General features: G+C 65.8%; 15 protein-coding genes. 10 read left to right on the forward strand and 5 right to left on the reverse strand.

All coding sequences use genetic code 11. The annotated features are described in order from the left end of the window. Positions 1-78 precede the first annotated feature (78 nt). Positions 79-603, reverse strand: coding sequence for a prolyl-tRNA synthetase associated domain-containing protein (locus tag FHS84_RS19860; protein WP_208393992.1), 525 nt, complete (start codon positions 601-603; stop codon positions 79-81). 246 nt (positions 604-849) lie between these two features. Between FHS84_RS19860 and FHS84_RS19865 the strand changes: the two genes are divergently transcribed. Beyond that, complete coding sequence (locus tag FHS84_RS19865) at positions 850-3,054, forward strand: TonB-dependent receptor (RefSeq protein WP_166937284.1); 2,205 nt, start codon at positions 850-852, stop codon at positions 3,052-3,054. Between the two features lie 137 nt (positions 3,055-3,191). Here the strand turns inward: FHS84_RS19865 and FHS84_RS19870 are convergent, their stop codons facing one another. Further along, on the reverse strand, positions 3,192-3,548 hold the full coding sequence (locus tag FHS84_RS19870; RefSeq protein WP_166937285.1) for a UrcA family protein: 357 nt from the start codon (positions 3,546-3,548) through the stop codon (positions 3,192-3,194). 343 nt (positions 3,549-3,891) lie between these two features. On the opposite strand from FHS84_RS19870, the gene FHS84_RS19875 reads away from it, so the two are divergent. After that, positions 3,892-4,305 carry a winged helix-turn-helix domain-containing protein gene (locus tag FHS84_RS19875; protein ID WP_166937286.1) on the forward strand — a complete coding sequence of 138 codons (414 nt, stop codon included), beginning with the start codon at positions 3,892-3,894 and terminating at the stop codon, positions 4,303-4,305. Between the two features lie 143 nt (positions 4,306-4,448). Continuing rightward, the gene (locus FHS84_RS19880; RefSeq protein ID WP_166937287.1) at positions 4,449-6,371 is read left to right on the forward strand and encodes a winged helix-turn-helix domain-containing protein; all 1,923 of its coding nucleotides are present in this window, start codon (positions 4,449-4,451) and stop codon (positions 6,369-6,371) included. Between the two features lie 62 nt (positions 6,372-6,433). Here the strand turns inward: FHS84_RS19880 and FHS84_RS19885 are convergent, their stop codons facing one another. Beyond that, positions 6,434-6,796: a UrcA family protein gene (locus FHS84_RS19885; RefSeq protein WP_166937288.1), complete on the reverse strand. Its 363-nt coding sequence runs from the start codon at positions 6,794-6,796 to the stop codon at positions 6,434-6,436. A 185-nt stretch (positions 6,797-6,981) separates the two neighbouring features. After that, positions 6,982-7,839: a polyamine aminopropyltransferase gene (gene speE, locus FHS84_RS19890; RefSeq protein ID WP_166937289.1), complete on the reverse strand. Its 858-nt coding sequence runs from the start codon at positions 7,837-7,839 to the stop codon at positions 6,982-6,984. Between the two features lie 504 nt (positions 7,840-8,343). On the opposite strand from speE, the gene speD reads away from it, so the two are divergent. From speD to FHS84_RS19925, 7 genes are all read left to right on the forward strand, one after another. Then, a complete protein-coding gene (gene speD, locus FHS84_RS19895; RefSeq protein WP_166937290.1) occupies positions 8,344-8,820 on the forward strand; it encodes an adenosylmethionine decarboxylase in 477 nt (158 codons plus the stop codon). A 138-nt stretch (positions 8,821-8,958) separates the two neighbouring features. Next, positions 8,959-10,287, forward strand: a complete 1,329-nt coding sequence (locus FHS84_RS19900) for a phytoene desaturase family protein (protein WP_166937291.1) — start codon at positions 8,959-8,961, stop codon at positions 10,285-10,287. Beyond that, on the forward strand, positions 10,284-11,696 hold the full coding sequence (locus FHS84_RS19905) for a phytoene desaturase family protein (protein ID WP_166937292.1): 1,413 nt from the start codon (positions 10,284-10,286) through the stop codon (positions 11,694-11,696). Before FHS84_RS19900 ends, FHS84_RS19905 begins: the two co-directional genes overlap by 4 nt. Further along, the gene (locus FHS84_RS19910; RefSeq protein WP_166937293.1) at positions 11,693-12,778 is read left to right on the forward strand and encodes an aminomethyl transferase family protein; all 1,086 of its coding nucleotides are present in this window, start codon (positions 11,693-11,695) and stop codon (positions 12,776-12,778) included. Before FHS84_RS19905 ends, FHS84_RS19910 begins: the two co-directional genes overlap by 4 nt. A 31-nt stretch (positions 12,779-12,809) precedes the next feature. Then, a complete protein-coding gene (locus tag FHS84_RS19915; protein WP_166937294.1) occupies positions 12,810-13,361 on the forward strand; it encodes an RNA polymerase sigma factor in 552 nt (183 codons plus the stop codon). Next, positions 13,361-13,696: a hypothetical protein gene (locus tag FHS84_RS19920; RefSeq protein ID WP_166937295.1), complete on the forward strand. Its 336-nt coding sequence runs from the start codon at positions 13,361-13,363 to the stop codon at positions 13,694-13,696. The genes FHS84_RS19915 and FHS84_RS19920 overlap by 1 nt, the downstream gene beginning before the upstream one ends. Position 13,697: 1 nt before the next feature. Continuing rightward, complete coding sequence (locus FHS84_RS19925; protein ID WP_166937296.1) at positions 13,698-14,339, forward strand: periplasmic heavy metal sensor; 642 nt, start codon at positions 13,698-13,700, stop codon at positions 14,337-14,339. On the opposite strand, the gene FHS84_RS19930 is transcribed toward FHS84_RS19925, so the two are convergent. Then, entirely contained in the window at positions 14,333-15,865 is a 1,533-nt protein-coding gene (locus FHS84_RS19930) for a sensor histidine kinase (RefSeq protein WP_166937297.1), read from the reverse strand. The two genes, FHS84_RS19925 and FHS84_RS19930, sit on opposite strands and share 7 nt — an antisense overlap. Positions 15,866-15,958: the final 93 nt, after the last annotated feature.

The raw sequence follows: 15,958 nt of genomic DNA on the forward strand, positions 1-15,958 counted from the left end.
TCCCCCCAACATGGGCTTTGGGCGCCGGAAAGAAAAGGGGGCATGCGGACGGTCCGGCCGCCGCCGCGGACCGGTAATTTATCCCGTTTTTTCTGGGATTTGGGCGATCACGGGGGTGTGGCCGGTCGCCTTGACGAAGCGGACGAGATCGGCCGGAGTGATCGACGTGGTGCGGTCGTTGCGCATGGGGTGGAAGTTGAGCGGCGTCTCCTCCAGCATCGCCGCATCGAGCACGGCCGTAACGCGATGGGCGGTGTCGTTCATCAGGGCGAACGGCGTCACCGATCCCGGTGTGATGCCGAGCGTGGCCTGAAGCAGCTCCGCCGATCCGAACGAGAAGCGCGGGGCATCGAGCTGCTTGGCCAGCGCCGGCAGATCGACTCGGAGATGCGAGCGCACCACCGCCAGCCAGAGGCCGCCCTTCTTGTCCTTGAGAAAGAGATTCTTGGTGTGGCAGCCGGTGAGGCGTTCATAGATGCCGGCCGATTCTTCCACCGTGAAAACCGGCGCGTGTTCGATCGTGCTCCAGGTGATTCCGATCTCGCCGAGCAAATTGTACACCGCGGCTTCGCGCATTTCGGGAACGGGAAGACCTGACGTCATGAACGTGCCTAAAGTGTCATCATTCCGCTGCGTTTTGCGTCAGTTTGCATCCCGCAATCAACCGTATTGTTCCAGAATCGTAGTGGTGCGGCCACAGCAGGATTCAAAGCGTCGGCGCGCGCTCGCCGTCAATTGACACTTTCGCAACGGTCCCCCTATCTCCGCCCCAGATCGTGGCCGCATTGGAATCGCTGGAATCGCCGGCAGCCGGACACGATTGGCATGCGACGGGGTGACATGGGTAAAATGACCCACTTCAAACAGTATTCTTCTTATCTTCTTTTGTCGGCGGCCTTTGCCGGCGCGGCGTTCGCGCAGCAGGTCGAATCCGTTACCGTGACGGCGCAGCGGCACGCCGAAGACATCCAAGACGTTCCGATGTCGGTGGCGACGCTCGATACGACGCACGTCGAAGCGATCTTCCAGTCCGGTCAGGACATCAAGGCGATCGCCAACCACATTCCGAACGTCTACGCCGAATCCTCCAACGGCCGAGTCGCCCCGCGCTTCTATATCCGCGGCCTCGGCAACACCGATTTCGATCTGGCGGCATCGCAGCCGGTTTCCATCATCATGGACGACATCGTGATGGAGAACGTGATCCTCAAGTCGTCCCCGATCTACGACGTCGGCGACGTCGAAGTCTCGCGCGGACCGCAGGGCACGCTGTTCGGCCGCAACACCACCGCGGGCATCATCAAGCTCACGTCCGCCAAGCCGACCCAGGAATTCCAGTCGCGCTTTGCGGCGTCCTACGGCCAGTACAACACCGCCTCCATCGAAATGGGTGCGGGCGGCGGTCTCACCGACACGCTGTCGGCGCGCATCTCCGGTTTGTGGCAGCACCGCGACAACTACATCGACAACGCGCATCTCGGCATCAAGGACGCGATGGGCGGCTACGACGAAAAGGCGGCCCGCCTGCAATTGCTGTGGAAGCCCGTCGACAAACTGAGCGTGCTCTTGAACGGCCATTTCCGTTCGCTCGACGGCACCGCCGCGATCTTCCGCGCCAACATCACGACCAAGGGCTCGAACAAGCTCAACGCCAACTACCAGCACGACAAGGTGTGGTTCGACGAAGGCGCCAACAATCCGCAGAAGTACAACAGCATCGGCACTAGCGCCGAAATCAGCTACGACTTCGGCCCGGTCGTGCTGACCTCGATCACCGGCTACGAATACACCCACGGCTACAGCCGCGGCGACATCGACGGCGGTTACGGTGCCGTCTACAACCCGCCTTACGGTCCGGGCTTCATTCCGTTCAATTCGCAGTCCCAGGACGGTCTCGATTACCTGCATCAGTACACGCAGGAAATTCATCTGGCGTCGGCGACCGGCGGAGCGTGGTTCTGGCAGGTCGGCGGCTTCTGGTTCGATACCGATTACCAGGACACGACGTATCCCTATTACGTCGGACCGACGTCGGTGCGGCAGACCAACATCTCCTATGCGCTGTTCGGCCAGACGAGCTATCAGATCACCGACAAGCTGAAGGTGACCGGCGGCTTGCGCTGGACGGCCGATACCAAGGGGATGACGGCCCACGGCGCGTTGATGGCGCCGATCACCGATCCGGTCCGCAAGAGCGGTTCGAATCTCAGTTGGGACCTTTCGGCCGACTACGCCCTCACCGACAATGTGAAAGCCTATGCGCGTGTCGCGACGGGCTTCCGGGCGCCTTCGATCCAGGGGCGCAATCTGGCGTTCGGCAACGGCTATTCCTCGGCGCGGTCGGAGACGATCGAGTCGTATGAAGCCGGGCTCAAGACCGAGCTCTTCAACAAGAGCCTGCGCCTGAACTTCGACGGCTTCACGTACTACATCCGTCATATGCAGTTCTCGGCGATCGGCGGCGGCAGCAACTCGGTGCTGCTGGTCAATGCCCGCGCCGGTCAGGCCTATGGCCTCGAAGCGGATGCGGAATGGGCCGCCACCGACAATCTGACCTTCACCGGTGGCGCCAGCTGGACGCATACCGAGATCAAGGACCCGACTCTCGGCATTGCCCCGTGCGGCGCTCAGGCGGGCATGTCGGCCGCCAGCCTCAACTGCACGGTGCTCAATCCCTACAATCCGGTCACGGGTATCGCTTCGATCAACGGCAATCCGTTCCCGCAGGCGCCGGATTATCAGCTGTCGCTGACGGCCCGGTACGGCTATCCGCTGTCGAACGGCGGCGAGTTGTTCGCCTACACCGACTGGTGGCTGCAGGGCTACACCAACTTCTTCCTCTACAAGTCGAAGGAGTTCCACACCAACGGCAACTACGAAGGCGGCTTGAAGCTCGGGTATGTCTTCCCCGACAAGCGGTTCCAGGTGGCGGCCTATGCCCGCAACATCACCAACACGCCGAACCTTCAGGGTGCGATCGACTTCAACAACCTGACCGGCTTCGTTTCCGATCCGCGCGTGGTCGGCATCGAAATCTCGGCGCACGTCGAATAGCGCGCGCGCTTTCTTTCTTGTGAATGTGAAAACGGGCGGGCTCTTGCGAGTCCGCCCGTAAGTTTATGTGGGCTCAGGAGCGCAACCGGCGGAAGCGTGATGCGATTGTCCGCCTGGGCTGCGCGGCCGGAAATGAATTACTTCCGGGCGAGGCGCAGATACGGCGCTTCGGCGCTGGAATAGATCTTCTGAACCATCGGAATTTGGAGCGACTTCATCGCCGTGTCGACGGCGTTGGCGCGGCAGGTGTTGAACTCCCGCACGGCCAGATCGGGTGCGACCGAGTAGACGGAATAGAACGACGGCGAGTAGCCGCAAGCCTCCGCGGCGGCATGTTCGACGCGTCCGAGCAGTTGGTGTGCACCGCCTTCGGTCGAGAGGTCGAGATCGGAAAAGGCGACCTTCACGTCCTTGCGGATCATGTTCGGGTCGGCATGGGCGGCCGCGCCCAGCAGGGCGGCGGCGGTGAGGGTGATGCCCACAATCTTCAGCATGGTGTTGTTCTCCTTTTGGCGGCCGGAAAATCCGGTCCGGGTTTGGGCGGTCCAACGCGGATCGCTCGCCTATAGGACAGCGCTGTCAGCATCCGATCCGAAAGGACTTCGGCCCGATCTGTTGCCGATCAAACCTGTCCCAATGCCGATCTTTTTGCACTGCAACATAAATTGCTGCCGGTTTGGCCATGTTGACGCCAAAGTCCTAGGCAAAATGCACATAATCAGTCGTTTACAGAATTGTGCAGTAGCGAAAGTATAGTCGCCTGGTCCTGGGAGGACGCGTCGAGTCGAAGGCTGAAGAGCGGGGCAAATCCCCGCGCGGGAGCTTTGGATGCGTGCCATGTCGGACCAAATCGTTCTGGCCAAAGAGCCGGATTTCCGCCTCGGCGGACTGCAAGTCTGTCCCGCCCGCCGCCAGATCGTCGGCGGGGCGGCGTGCGAAACGCTGCAGCCGCGGGTGATGCAGGTTCTGGTGGCGCTGGCGGGCCGGCGCGGCGATGTCGTCTCGCGCGACGAGTTGATGGCGCGCTGTTGGGGCGGCTTTGCCGTCAGCGACGATTCCATTCATCGCTGCATCGCGAGGCTGCGCCGGGTTTCCGAAAGTCACGGCGGCTTTGCGCTCGAGACCGTGCCGCGCGTCGGTTACCGGCTGGTCGAAGTCGCGCTGCCGGCGCCGCGCGTTTGGAAAACCGCCGCCATCGCCGGCGCCGCCGGTCTGACGCTGATCGCGGCCGGCTTGGTGTACTGGCTGTAACCCTTGCCGCAATGCTGCCTTGCTGCTGGGAGCGAGACGCATGTTGCGCGCAAAGGTGTGATGTTGCGCGCGGTTGCTGCGCGCTCCCATTCACGCGAGACTCGCGGCCGGGATGAAAACGGCCGTCGGGGCCGGGAGCCGTTATGGATATCCAGACCGCCACCGCAAAGGTGCGGATCGATCTCAGCCGCGAACCGGCGTTCGCCTTGGGTGCGGTGGAGGTCAATCCGGCGACGCGCGAAGTTGCGCTCGGCGTCCAACGTGAGATTCTCGAACCGCGCGTGATGCAGGTGCTGGTGGCGCTGGCGGTTCGTCGCGGCGAGATCGTCACGCGCGACGATCTCATCGATCAGTGCTGGGATGGGCGCGCCGTCGGCGACGATGCCATCAACCGCTGTACCGGGCGCTTGCGGCGGCTGGCGGACGCGTTCGGCGGTTTCGAACTCGAGACCATCGCCCGCGTCGGCTATCGCTTGAACGTGTTGGGCGAAGCTGCAGCTCCGGCCCAGCCGCGCCGCAAAGGAAGCCGCAAATCGATCTGGCTCGCGCTTGCTGCCGCTCTTGTGATCGCTGCGGGTGCCGCGGTGTGGCTGTTGGCGACGCCGGTCAAGGAACTGGTGGTGCGGGCGCCGCTGCGGCGCGTGGTGGCGGTGCTGCCGTTCACGCCGCTGTCCTCCGATCGCGAAACACAGTTGTTCGGCGATCAGGTTGCCACCACCATTGCCGAAACGCTGAGCGGGTCCGGCGGGCCGATCGTGCCGCCGTCGCTCAGTTTCCAATACCGCGGCGCCGCCAAGGCAAAGGCCGCCCGCGAATTGCGCGCCATGTATGTGATCGACGGCGAAGTGGTGCGGCGCGACGGCCGCGTCCGGGTCAGCGTCCGTCTCGACGATGCCGCCCATGGCCTCACCGTGTTCGCGCGAACCTTCGACAGTCCCGCGGATCGCGCCGCCGACATGCCCGATTGCGTGGCCGCTTACATCGCATCGGTGACCTGGGGTTCCGACATAACCCATTGGAGCGACAAGAACGCGCCGGCGATGCTGCGGATCTTCGAGTTGCAGAAGCGCGGCGACGTGTTTGCCGCCTATCAGGCCGCGCGGGAGCTGGCGGCCGCCAATCCCGACGATGCCGTGGTGCAGCGCATCTTCGCATGGGATGCGATCAATCTCGTGTTCGCCAGCCGCGGTGCGCGCAAACTGCAATACGTCAACGAAGCGCGTGACGCCGCCGGACGTGCGATCCGGCTCAGGCCCGACATGGGCGACAGCTATCCCGTGCTCGCGGCCGCGACGCCGCATTTCTCCTGGGCCGAGCGCGAGGCGCACATCCGCAAAGGATTGGCGATCACACCGGGCTCCTATCTCGGCGAATTCCTCACCTGGATCCTGAACGATGCCGGCCGTTTCCGCGACGCCGAGGTCAGCGCCCGGTCCACCTACGAACGCTTTGCCTTCAACATCAATTCGCACGACCGCCGGATCGGCGGGTTGCTCGGATCGGGCGATGCGACCGGGGCGCTGGCACTGCTGCCGCAAGCCCGCCGCCTGTGGCCCGATTCTCAGGTGTTCCGCGATCTCACGCTCGAAGCGGCGGCGTTCCAGAGCGGCGACCGTCAGGGACGCCAAGCACTCGCAGCGGTGCTCGCCGAATTGCCGCCGGCACGGGCGGAACGCTGGCGCGGCATTGTCGCGGCGCTCGACAGCCGCCGTCCGGCCGACATCGCGGCCGTGGCGCGCGATTGCGTGAGGCCCGGCGACGACTGGTGGAGTTGTATGGTTGCGCTCAGCATGCTCGGCCGCCAGGACGATGCCTTCCGTATCGCCGGCGAAGCCTATCCCGATCAGCGTCCGGCGCCGGGCGAGAGCCTGGTGCACAAATGGCTCGCCAATCCGGAGCTGCCGTCGACCCGCTATCTGTTCATTCCGGCAACCGCCGCGATGCGGGCCGATCCGCGCTTTGCCGCGGTGGTCGAGCGGGTAGGGCTGTTGCAGTACTGGCGCACCCGTCCGCCGGATTTCTGTTCCACCGAGCGGGCGCCGGTCTGCAAGAGGCTGTCGCCATAAAAAATGCGGGCGGAGCCAAGCTCCACCCGCAAGGAATGCCACCTGTTGGGGACGTCAATCACTCAACGGTTGGCAATCTGGTTCGGCTGATGCGCGGCGGATTGGGCGAACAGCCTCGTCACCACCGGTGCCTTGAGCGCCAGGACCGCGTTGTTGATCGCGGCGGCACGGCAGTCGTGGAAATCGGCTTTGAGGAAGGTTTCGAGGCCGGGACGGTTGCCGCGCAGCGACGGACGGCGTCCGCAGGCGTTCTCGGCCGCCGCTTCCAGGCGCTTCAGCAGCGTGCGGGCGTCGGCTTCGCGGCCGAGGTCGAGATCGTCGTAGCGGACCACGGCATCGCCGCGCAGTTGCGCCGGCGGCTGGGCGGGAGCGGCTCCGGTCAGAGCGACGGCGGCGACGGCGGTGAAAAGAAGGGTACGGAACATAGGGGCTTCCTTTGGTTCGGGGTGACCCCGCCAAGAAGCCCGATGGCAGTCCGATCCGACACGGCCTGGAGCCGATAACGTCCGGCCGGAAAACCGATGAACGCCGATGACGGCCGGTTTGCCAACAAAAAGCCCGACGAACTGTCCGTCCGCCGGGCGTTTCTGCAAAGTCGTGGAGGTGTGTCTTACGGCACCAGCCGCGCGATCCACTCCGGCAGCGCAAAAGCGGCGGCGTGGATGGCGGGATTGTAATAGTCGGTCTTGAGTTTGAGCCGCTTGTAGGCGCGCGCCGCCTTCTTGATCCCGGCGGGCGTGCCGAGACGGGCGCCTTTGCCGGCCCACGACAAGGCCATAAAGCCGCCGATGTAGGTCGGCACCACCGTCAGATAGAGGCCCGACTTCGGGAAGTGGGCCTGAAGCTCCTTGAGCGCGTCGGTGATCTCTTCCGGCTGGTAGAACGGCACGCCGGTCTGGAACGTGGCGAAACCGCCGGGCTTCAACGCGCGTTTGATACGGTCATAGAAGGTCTCGCCGAACAGCGCCTTGCCGGGGCCGATCGGGTCGGGGCGATCGCCGACGATCAGGTCGAAGCGGTTCTTGGCTTCCGGGCGGGCGAGATATTCGAAGGCGTCGGCGACGACCACCTTCATGCGGCGGTCGCGGAAGGCCTTGGCGTTGATGTCGGCGAAGTGCTTCTTGCACAGCTCGATCACGCGCCCGTCGATGTCGACCAGGACGACTTCTTTGACCGACTTATGCTTAAGAGCCTCGTCGGCGATGGAGAGGTCGCCGCCGCCGACGATCATCACCCGCTCCACTTTGCCGTGTTCCAGCATCGGCAGATGGGTCAGCATTTCCGCGTAGGCGGATTCGTCGCGCGTCGTGATCTGAACCACGCCGTCGAGGGTCATGACGCGGCCGTTCGCAATCGTGTCGAAGATCTTAATGCGCTGATATTGGCTCTTTTCGTCGGCCAGCGGCTTGCCTTTCAGCTCCATCGTCTGGGCGTAGCCCCGGTGCAGGCGTTCCTTGATGCTGGCCATGATTTCCTCCGAAACAGGAGCGCTTTCGGGAAAAGTGGTGCCCGGTTTTCCGTCCGAAAGCGCGATAACACTAGTGGGCGGGGGCTTTTAGGTCCCAGTGGCCACGGGTGCAAGCGGCGTTGCTCGCCTTGGTCAGACGCGCAACGTACCAACCGCGGCTTCAGCGGCGCTCGCCCAAGCACACTCGCCCAAGCACGCTGGCCCAAGCGCGCTCGCCCAAGTGCGCTCGAATGCCTGTGGACGAAAGCCCGCCGTCTTTTCGCCGCCATTGTGACAGGCTTCGACTCGCCTGCACGCGCCAACCCCTTTGGGCCCGCGGCACTTTTTTTCCCCCAGGGGTCATAAATTTCTTGCGTCGGGGGGGGACCCTCCTATATTTCGCGCGTTCTCTTCGGAGGACAGAGCGGCACGACGGCCTTCCGTCGGGCCGCTTTCTTCTTGAGGCGCTCACCGTCGCGAGGCGGGGGGCACAGGTGTCAACGCTCTGAGAGGGTAGGTGCCAGAATGGCTCGACTCGAACTCGTAGCGGCGATCAAAGAAGCAAAAGCGCCTCGCGCTCGCGCTTCGGCGAAGACCGTTCCGGTTCCTATTCCCCCTGGGGATGAGGACCGCAAGGACCACTTCATCACGCGTAACGGACTGACCTATGCGGGAAGTCACCTGATAATTGATCTATGGGACGCCGAGGGTCTCGACGACCGTGATCGGATTGAAACGGCGCTGATCGATGCAGTGAAGGCTGCGGGGGCAACCCTGCTGCACATTCACCTGCATACGTTCTGCGACGGCGGCGGCATTTCTGGTGTTGCCGTTCTCGCGGAAAGCCATATCAGCGTTCATACTTGGCCCGAACGGGGCTATGCGGCTTTCGATGTCTTCATGTGTGGAGACGCCGAACCTCGCAAAGCACTGGCGGTGTTCAAGGCGGCGTTCAATCCAGGCCGTCTGGTGATCGGTGAACATAAGCGCGGCGTGCTGTAATCAGCCTCAAAGCGCGAGTTTCATATACGGGCGGAGTCGGGCAACCGGTTCCGCCCTTATTTTTTGCATCCACCGACGGTTAACTGTGTTCTCGACGGCGCTCTGCCATAATGGGGCCGGATCGGCGGGAATCCTTCGTTGCGATACGACGTCTGCATCATCGGAGCGGGAGCGGAAGGGCTGGCATGTGCCGCCACGCTCGCTCAGCGCGGCCGCCATGTGCTCGTCGTCGAGCGCTTGGCCGAGCCGGGCGGACGCTGCGTGACGCGGGCGTTCGCGCCCGGATTTTCCGCATCGCCGTTCGCCGACGAACTGCCGGCGATCCCGCCCGCGATCTTCCGCGATCTCGAACTGGCCCGTCGCGGCGCAATTCTGACGCCGGCGGCGGCAACGAGCGGCACCGTCGCGGCGACGCGCGAGGCGGTGATCGCCCGCGTGCTGGCCGACGCCGCCAAGCCGCGGCCGCTGTTCGGGTTCCCGCGGAGGCGGCAGGCGCCGTGGCCGGGCGAGGAACTGGCGACGCGCGGCGGCATCGAATGCGGCGGTGAAGGCCTCGGCGATCCCGATCGCGGCGCGCTGGCGCTGCTGGCCGGTTCGCCCGGCGGTCTGCCGCGCGGCGGCTTGGGCACGCTCGGCAGCGCCTTGCGGCGTGCGGCAGAGGAATCGGGCGCCGAACTCGTTTGCGGCGTCGAAGCGACCGACATCCGCCGCCGTCACGGCCGCGCGGTGGCCGTCCGCCTCTCCGACGGGCGCGAGATTGCCGCCGCCGCCATCGTCTCCACGCTCGATCTCAAACGCACCTTTCTGACGCTGTTTGCCTGGAACGAGCTGCCGCGGCCGCTGGTCGACCGCATCGCCGCCTTCCGTGCCGCGCCCGGCACTGCGCGCCTGCTGCTGGCGCTCGAAGCGCCGCCCGCGGTCAAGGACCCCGAGATTTTGCGCCGCCCGATCCCGATTGCGGCGAATTACGGCGAAGCGGTGCGCGCTTGGGCCGGCGGCATGATTCCGGATCGCCCGCCCGCCGTATTGCGCCTGGTCTCGGCGGTCGATCCGTTCCTCGCGCCGGACGGCGCCGCGGTTCTGACCGTGACGCTCAGCGCCATTCCGCGCGAGCCGTTCGACGGCCCGTGGAACGGCGACAAGCGCATCGTATTGCAGGCGCGGGCGCTGAAGCTGGTCGAAGAAGTATTTCCCGGCACGTTCGAACGCATCACCACCGCCGCGCTGATCGTTCCGCCCGATATCGAGAGCGAACTCGGCTGCACCGAAGGCGATCTCTACGGCGGTGCGCTGTCGCCGAGCCAGATGCTGTCGTTCCGTCCGTTCCCCGAATGCGCCGGTACGCGTACGCCGGTGAAAGGACTTTATCTCGCCGGATCTTCGTCGGCGCTCGGGCCGCTGGCGACTTGCGCCTCGGGCGTGGCCGCCGCCATCGCCGTCATGACCGATTTGCGGAGAGGCGCATGAGCGAGGTGCTCGTCATCGGCGCCGGTGTGAACGGGCTCGTCGCCGCCACCTATCTCGCGCGGGCGGGCGCGGCGGTGACGGTGCTCGAAGCCGGCGACATCGCGGGCGGGGTTTGTGCCAATCGCGTGCCGGTCGGCAATTATGCCGTTCCCGCCGGTCCGCACGCGTTTTCGGCGCTCGATCCGCGCGTGCTCAAGGATCTCGAGCTGACCAAACGCCTCGTTTTCGTCCATCGCGATCTGCCGCTCACGTTTTTGCGCGACGGCGAGGCGCTCGCGTTTCCGCGCGACGTGCACGAAACCGAGCGCGCCCTGGCGCGGCAGAGCGCCAAGGATGCCGCGCATTATCCCGTCTTCCGCCGCAGCCATTTCGGCTTCGCGCGGGCGATGCGCTCGTTGTGGTGGGAAGACGGCGCGGTGACCGGCGAAGAGACCTACGCGCGCTTGCGCCGTTTGCAGGTGACCTCGGCCTTGGCGCTGATCGACGAGAATTTCGAATCCGAAAGCGCGCGCGCCGCGTTCGCCTTCGATGCGCTGGCGACCAATCCCTCGGCGCCGGGCAGTGCGCTGGTGCTGGCGTGGGCGGCGGCGCAGGAGATGTGCGGCCTGCAAGGCGCCGTGGCGGTTCCGCTCGGCGGTCCCGCGATTCTGGTCGATGCGCTGGTAGCGGCGGCGACCGCGGCCGGTGTCGACATCCGCTTCAATGCCGAAGTGGCCCGTCTCGATCTCGCCGGCGAAGCGATCCGCGGCGCCGTGCTGACCTCGGGCGAGACGGTCGAAGGGCGCACCGTCCTGTCGTGCCTCAGCCGCAAGAAGACGCTGCTCGAATTTTTGCCGCCGGGCGCCGCCGGTTTTGCCGCCGCGCGTAAATACGCCACCGTCGCCGAAGTCGGCGAGGCCAAGCTGGTGCTGGCGTTGAAGGCGTGTCCGGCGCCGCTGGCGCATCCCGCCCGCTACGGCATCGGCGAGAGACTGGAGAATGTCGTTCTCAGTTATGCCGAAGCGCGGGCCGGGCGGATTCCCTCTGATCTGTATCTCGAAGCCGTCGTGATCGAACCCGGCGAGCCGCCGGAAATTCTTCTCTCGATCCGCATCCGCCCGGTTCCGGTGGCACCGGCCGAGGGCTGGAAATCCGCCGCGGCGGAACTGGTGCCCGCGGTGGTGCGGATGCTCGAACGCCAAGTGCCGGGCGTTGCCGCCGCGATCACCGCTTTCGGTTTCGTGCCGCCGGCGCCGCGCGATGCCTTGTGCCTTGCCGATCTCGTCGAGCCGTGGCGGACACGGATCGCGACGCCGGTGCGCGGGCTTTATCTCTGCGGCGCCGCCGCCGAGCCGGTGCCGTGCGTGTCGGGACGCGCCGGCCGCATCGCCGCGGCGATGATCGCGGCAGAGTGGGAGCGCACGCCATGACGCTCGACGCCTCGCCGTTCCATGCCCGCGCGGTGGAAGCCAATCGCCTCAACGCTTGGGAAAATCGCGGCCGCTTCACGCTCGCCGCCCATTACGGCAGCGTCGCCGAGGAAGCTATCGCCGCGCGTTTGGGCGCCGTTCTTGGCGACGTGTCGTGGCACTGGCGGGTGGAACTCTCCGGCGATCAGGCGCCCGCGCTGGTCTCGCGCTTGTTCACCCGCGATGCGGCGGCGCTCGGGATCGGCGCGGCCATGGAGGTGTTGTGGCTCAACGATGCCGGCGCGGTGCGCGGCCAGGGCACGGTGATCCGGCTCGAACGCACGCGCTTCCTGCTCGTCTCCGCCGCCGACGATATCGATTGGATCGACGCCGCTGCCCGGCTTTACCGCGTTCGCGTCGAGGATCGCACCCGGATGGAAGGCGCGCTGGCGCTGATCGGCCCGGCTGCGGAGAAAATTCTCAAAGCCGCCGGGCTTGAGGTTGGGCTGTCGCCGCTTTCGCTGCGCCGTCTTGATTGGCGCGGCCTGCCGGTATCGCTCGCCCGGCTCGGCCTCGGCGTGACGATCGGCTGTAGTGCCGACGATGCGCCGGTCGTCTGGGACCGGCTGTTCGCCGCCGGGCGTCCGTTTGCGTTGATGCCGGCCGGGCAGGCCGCGCTCGACATTCTCGAGATCGAAAGCGGCATCGTGCATCCGCTGCGCGATTACACGCCCGCCCACGAAGGCTTCGCCGCCGTTCCGACACCGCAGGCGCTGGGCCTGAGTGCGCTGGTGGATCGGGCACATCTGTTCAACGGCCGCGCCGGCGTTCTGGCCGCCGGACCCGTTACAGCGTTGGCCGGTTTCCTGGTCGAAGGCGAGCCGCCGCCTCCCGGCACGCCCGTTCAGAACGGCACCGAGACGGTCGGCCGGACGCTGGGCAGCCGCTTTTCTCCCGCTATGCAGCAGGTGATCGCCATGGCGGCCTTGCCCGATCCCGCGCCCGAAGGCCCGTTTACCATCGGGGGCAGCATTTGCCGTCCGGTTGAATTACCCTTCCTGCCGAATCCGGCCGCGACGGAACCCGAAGGCTCCGCCGTTTAGGTCTTGATGAGGGCGGCAGTGGAACCCGGAAATGGTGGTTGATCCGGACACCGATCTTGTCGTCCGCGTGGGGCGGGGCGACCGGACGGCGGCACAAGCTTTGATGGCGCGTCACCTGCCGGGAATGCTGGCTTTGGCGCGGCGGATGCTGTCCGGCCAGGCCGAGGCCGAGGATTGCGTCCAGGAAGCCTTTCTCAAGGTCTGGACCCACGCCGCCCGCTGGCAGCCGGGCAAGGCCAAATTCGAGACCTGGTTGTACCGGGTGACGCTGAACCAGTGCTACGACCGGCTGCGCAAGAAGCCGACGGAACCGCTGGAAGCGGCGGCCGATGTACCCGATGGCGGCGACAGCCCGGATCGGGGCCTGGAAGTTGCGGCCTTGGAAACCGAGGTTTCGGCGGCGCTGGCGGATCTGCCCGAGCGCCAGCGGGCGGCGATCCTGCTGTGTCATTACCAGGAGCGCGGCAACATTGAAGCGGCGGAGATCCTCGGGATCAGCGTTGAAGCATTGGAGTCCCTGTTGGCCCGTGGGCGACGGACCCTCAGGACCAAACTCTCGCATTTGCGGGACGGAGCGGTGTGATGAGCGAGAACGATCGGAACGACGCGCAGTTCGCGCGCGACATCTTCAGGGCTTTGCCGACGACGGCGGTACCCGCCGGGCTCGAGGCGCGCATTCTCGCGGATTTCGACCGGCTGGCGGTTCGCCGCCCCGGCTGGCTCGGGCGGTTCGGCGAGCGGTTGTGGCCGGGCGCACCGGCGTGGCAGCCCGCCTCGATCCTGGCGCTGTCGCTGGCTGTCGGCTTGATGGCCGGTGTCTTCGTGCCGTCCCCGACGGCGTACAGCACGACCTCGGATCAGGTGGTGACGGCCGCGCTTGATTCCGCGCCGGTCATGGATTTCGACAAGGACCCGTAAGATGAGCGCAATCCCTCCGCCCGAACGGTCGCATTGGAACGTGGCGCTGATCGTTTCGATCTGCGTCAATCTCCTGCTCGCCGGCGTCATTGCCATGGCGGTGTTTCGTTTCGCCTTCCATCCGCCGGCTCCGATGATGGGCGGCTTTAGCGGCAGGCCGGGGCACATGGAGCGCCAGCAGATCCGGCTCCTCCTGGCACCGCGCGGGTTGATGCATGTGGTGCCCGAAAAGCAGGATGCCATCCGGGCCGCGTTGCAGCCGCATCGTGCGCACATGGATGCGCTGCGGGCGGAAACCTCGGCGGCGCGCCGCGAGGTGCTGTCTCTCTATGCTGCGCCCACGCTCGACAAAGCCGCGCTCGATAAGGCCTTCGCCCGCATGCTCAAGGCCGACGCCGCGATGGAAGCGGAGCTGGTGAAGATGTCGTCCGACGTCAGCCTGTTGCTCACCGCCGACGAGCGCAAGAAGGTGATCGAATGGCAGTCGCAGGGTCACGGATTTCCCGGCCGCGATTGGCACGGTCACGACGGCGGTCCGCGCGATGACGGTCGCCGTGGCGACGATCACCGTGACGGCCCGCCTTCCGACGGCCCGTCCTCCAATGGCCCGTCTTCCAACGGCCCGTCTTCCAACGGTCAGTGATCCTGCGCTTTGGGCAGTCTGAGTTCGGCCGACGTGCCGTGACCTTGCTCGCTTTCGAGCCGCAAGGCGCCGCCCATGCGCCGCGCCAGCGCCACCACGATGGCGAGCCCCAATCCGGTGCCGGTCGAAACGCCGGCCCGCTGGAAGCGGCGGAACGCCTTTCCGGCGGCCGCCCGTTCGCTGTCGGAAAATCCGCTGCCGCTGTCGGCGACCGCGACCGCGATGGCGCCCGCATCTTCGCTGATGGTGACCGTGATCCGTCCGCCGTCCGGCGTGTAGGTGAGGGCGTTGGACAATAGATTGGTCAAGATCCGGCGCACCGCCATCGGATCGGCGAACACCGGCGAAGCGTCCGACGGCAACAGGTTGAGCGTGATTTGGCGCGAGAAGGCGCGGCCGGCGCTTTCGTCGACGCAGGATTCCACCACGTCGACCAGATCGAAGCGCTCGGGCTTCAGCGGATAGCGCCCGGCTTCGATATCGGCGAATTCGAGGATGTCGCCGACCTTGGTGTGCAGGGCGCGTCCGGCCATGCCGATGTCGTGCGCGTACTCGATATACTTCTTGTGCCCTACCGGTCCGTAGAAGCCGCGCTCGATCACTTCGGCGAAACCGATCACGGCGTTGAGCGGCGTCCGCAGTTCGTGGCTCATATGGGCGATGAATTCGCTCTTGGAGCGCTGGCTTTCGATCGCCGCCCGCTCGGCATTGGCGAGCCGCACCAACAGGCGCGCTTCGGCCGGCCGTGTCGAGCGCAGGTTGCGGATCGCTTCCGACGCCTTGGCGCGGCGCTCGAACTCGCGCACGAACACGGCGGCGAGCCAGGCGCCGACCAAAGCCGGTCCCAGGATCACGAACACATACAGCGGCAGGGTTCCATACCAGGCGTTGAGCGCGTCCGGATTTTCGCGCGGCACCAGCACCTTCAGCGGCCACGCCGGCACCGCCGCCGCAATGGTCCCGCCGTTGATCGGCGCGCCCGCGATGGTCGCGCCGCTGGCGGAGGCGATTTCGAGATGGTTCAGCACGCCCGGCGGCACCAGCGGATGAAAGCGGACGGCGATGATGTCGATGCCTTGGCGGAACACCACGGTGGCCGAGCCGCGTCCGCCGATCACCACCGGTTGATCGACCGCAAGCCCGGCAATCCCGCTCATGGCGATCGGTTCGCCGATGGCGGCCGAAACTTTGCCCAAGGCATCCGAGACCGTGATCGCGGAAACATCGGGCGGCAGCGTGAAAATCTCGCCGGTGGCGAACTGACGGCCGATCTTGCGCTGGCGGGATAGCGTCTCGCTCACCATCGCGGCGACGTCGTGGGCCCGCTTGGCTTCGAAGAACGCGGCCTGCCGGTTGGCGTTGGCGGTTTCGAGCCGGAATTGCAGCAATCCGGCCGCGGCGAAGCTGCCTGAGATCACGACCACGCAGAGAATGACGGTGAGGCGGATATGGCGCGTCGACACGCTTGCGACTTTCGCCAGGGTGGTGGCGAAGATCGGCCGTATCGCGATGGTATGCCCCGCCATGAATCCCGTGTCCTGCGCGGTCCGGTGATTCGCGCTGGGGCGATTATGAGAATCGCTTGAGTCGGTGTGAAGAGGCGCGGGCGACTCAGGTTT

This window comes from Rhizomicrobium electricum (assembly GCF_011762045.1).
In the GTDB taxonomy this organism is placed as follows: Bacteria; Pseudomonadota; Alphaproteobacteria; order Micropepsales; family Micropepsaceae; genus Rhizomicrobium; species Rhizomicrobium electricum.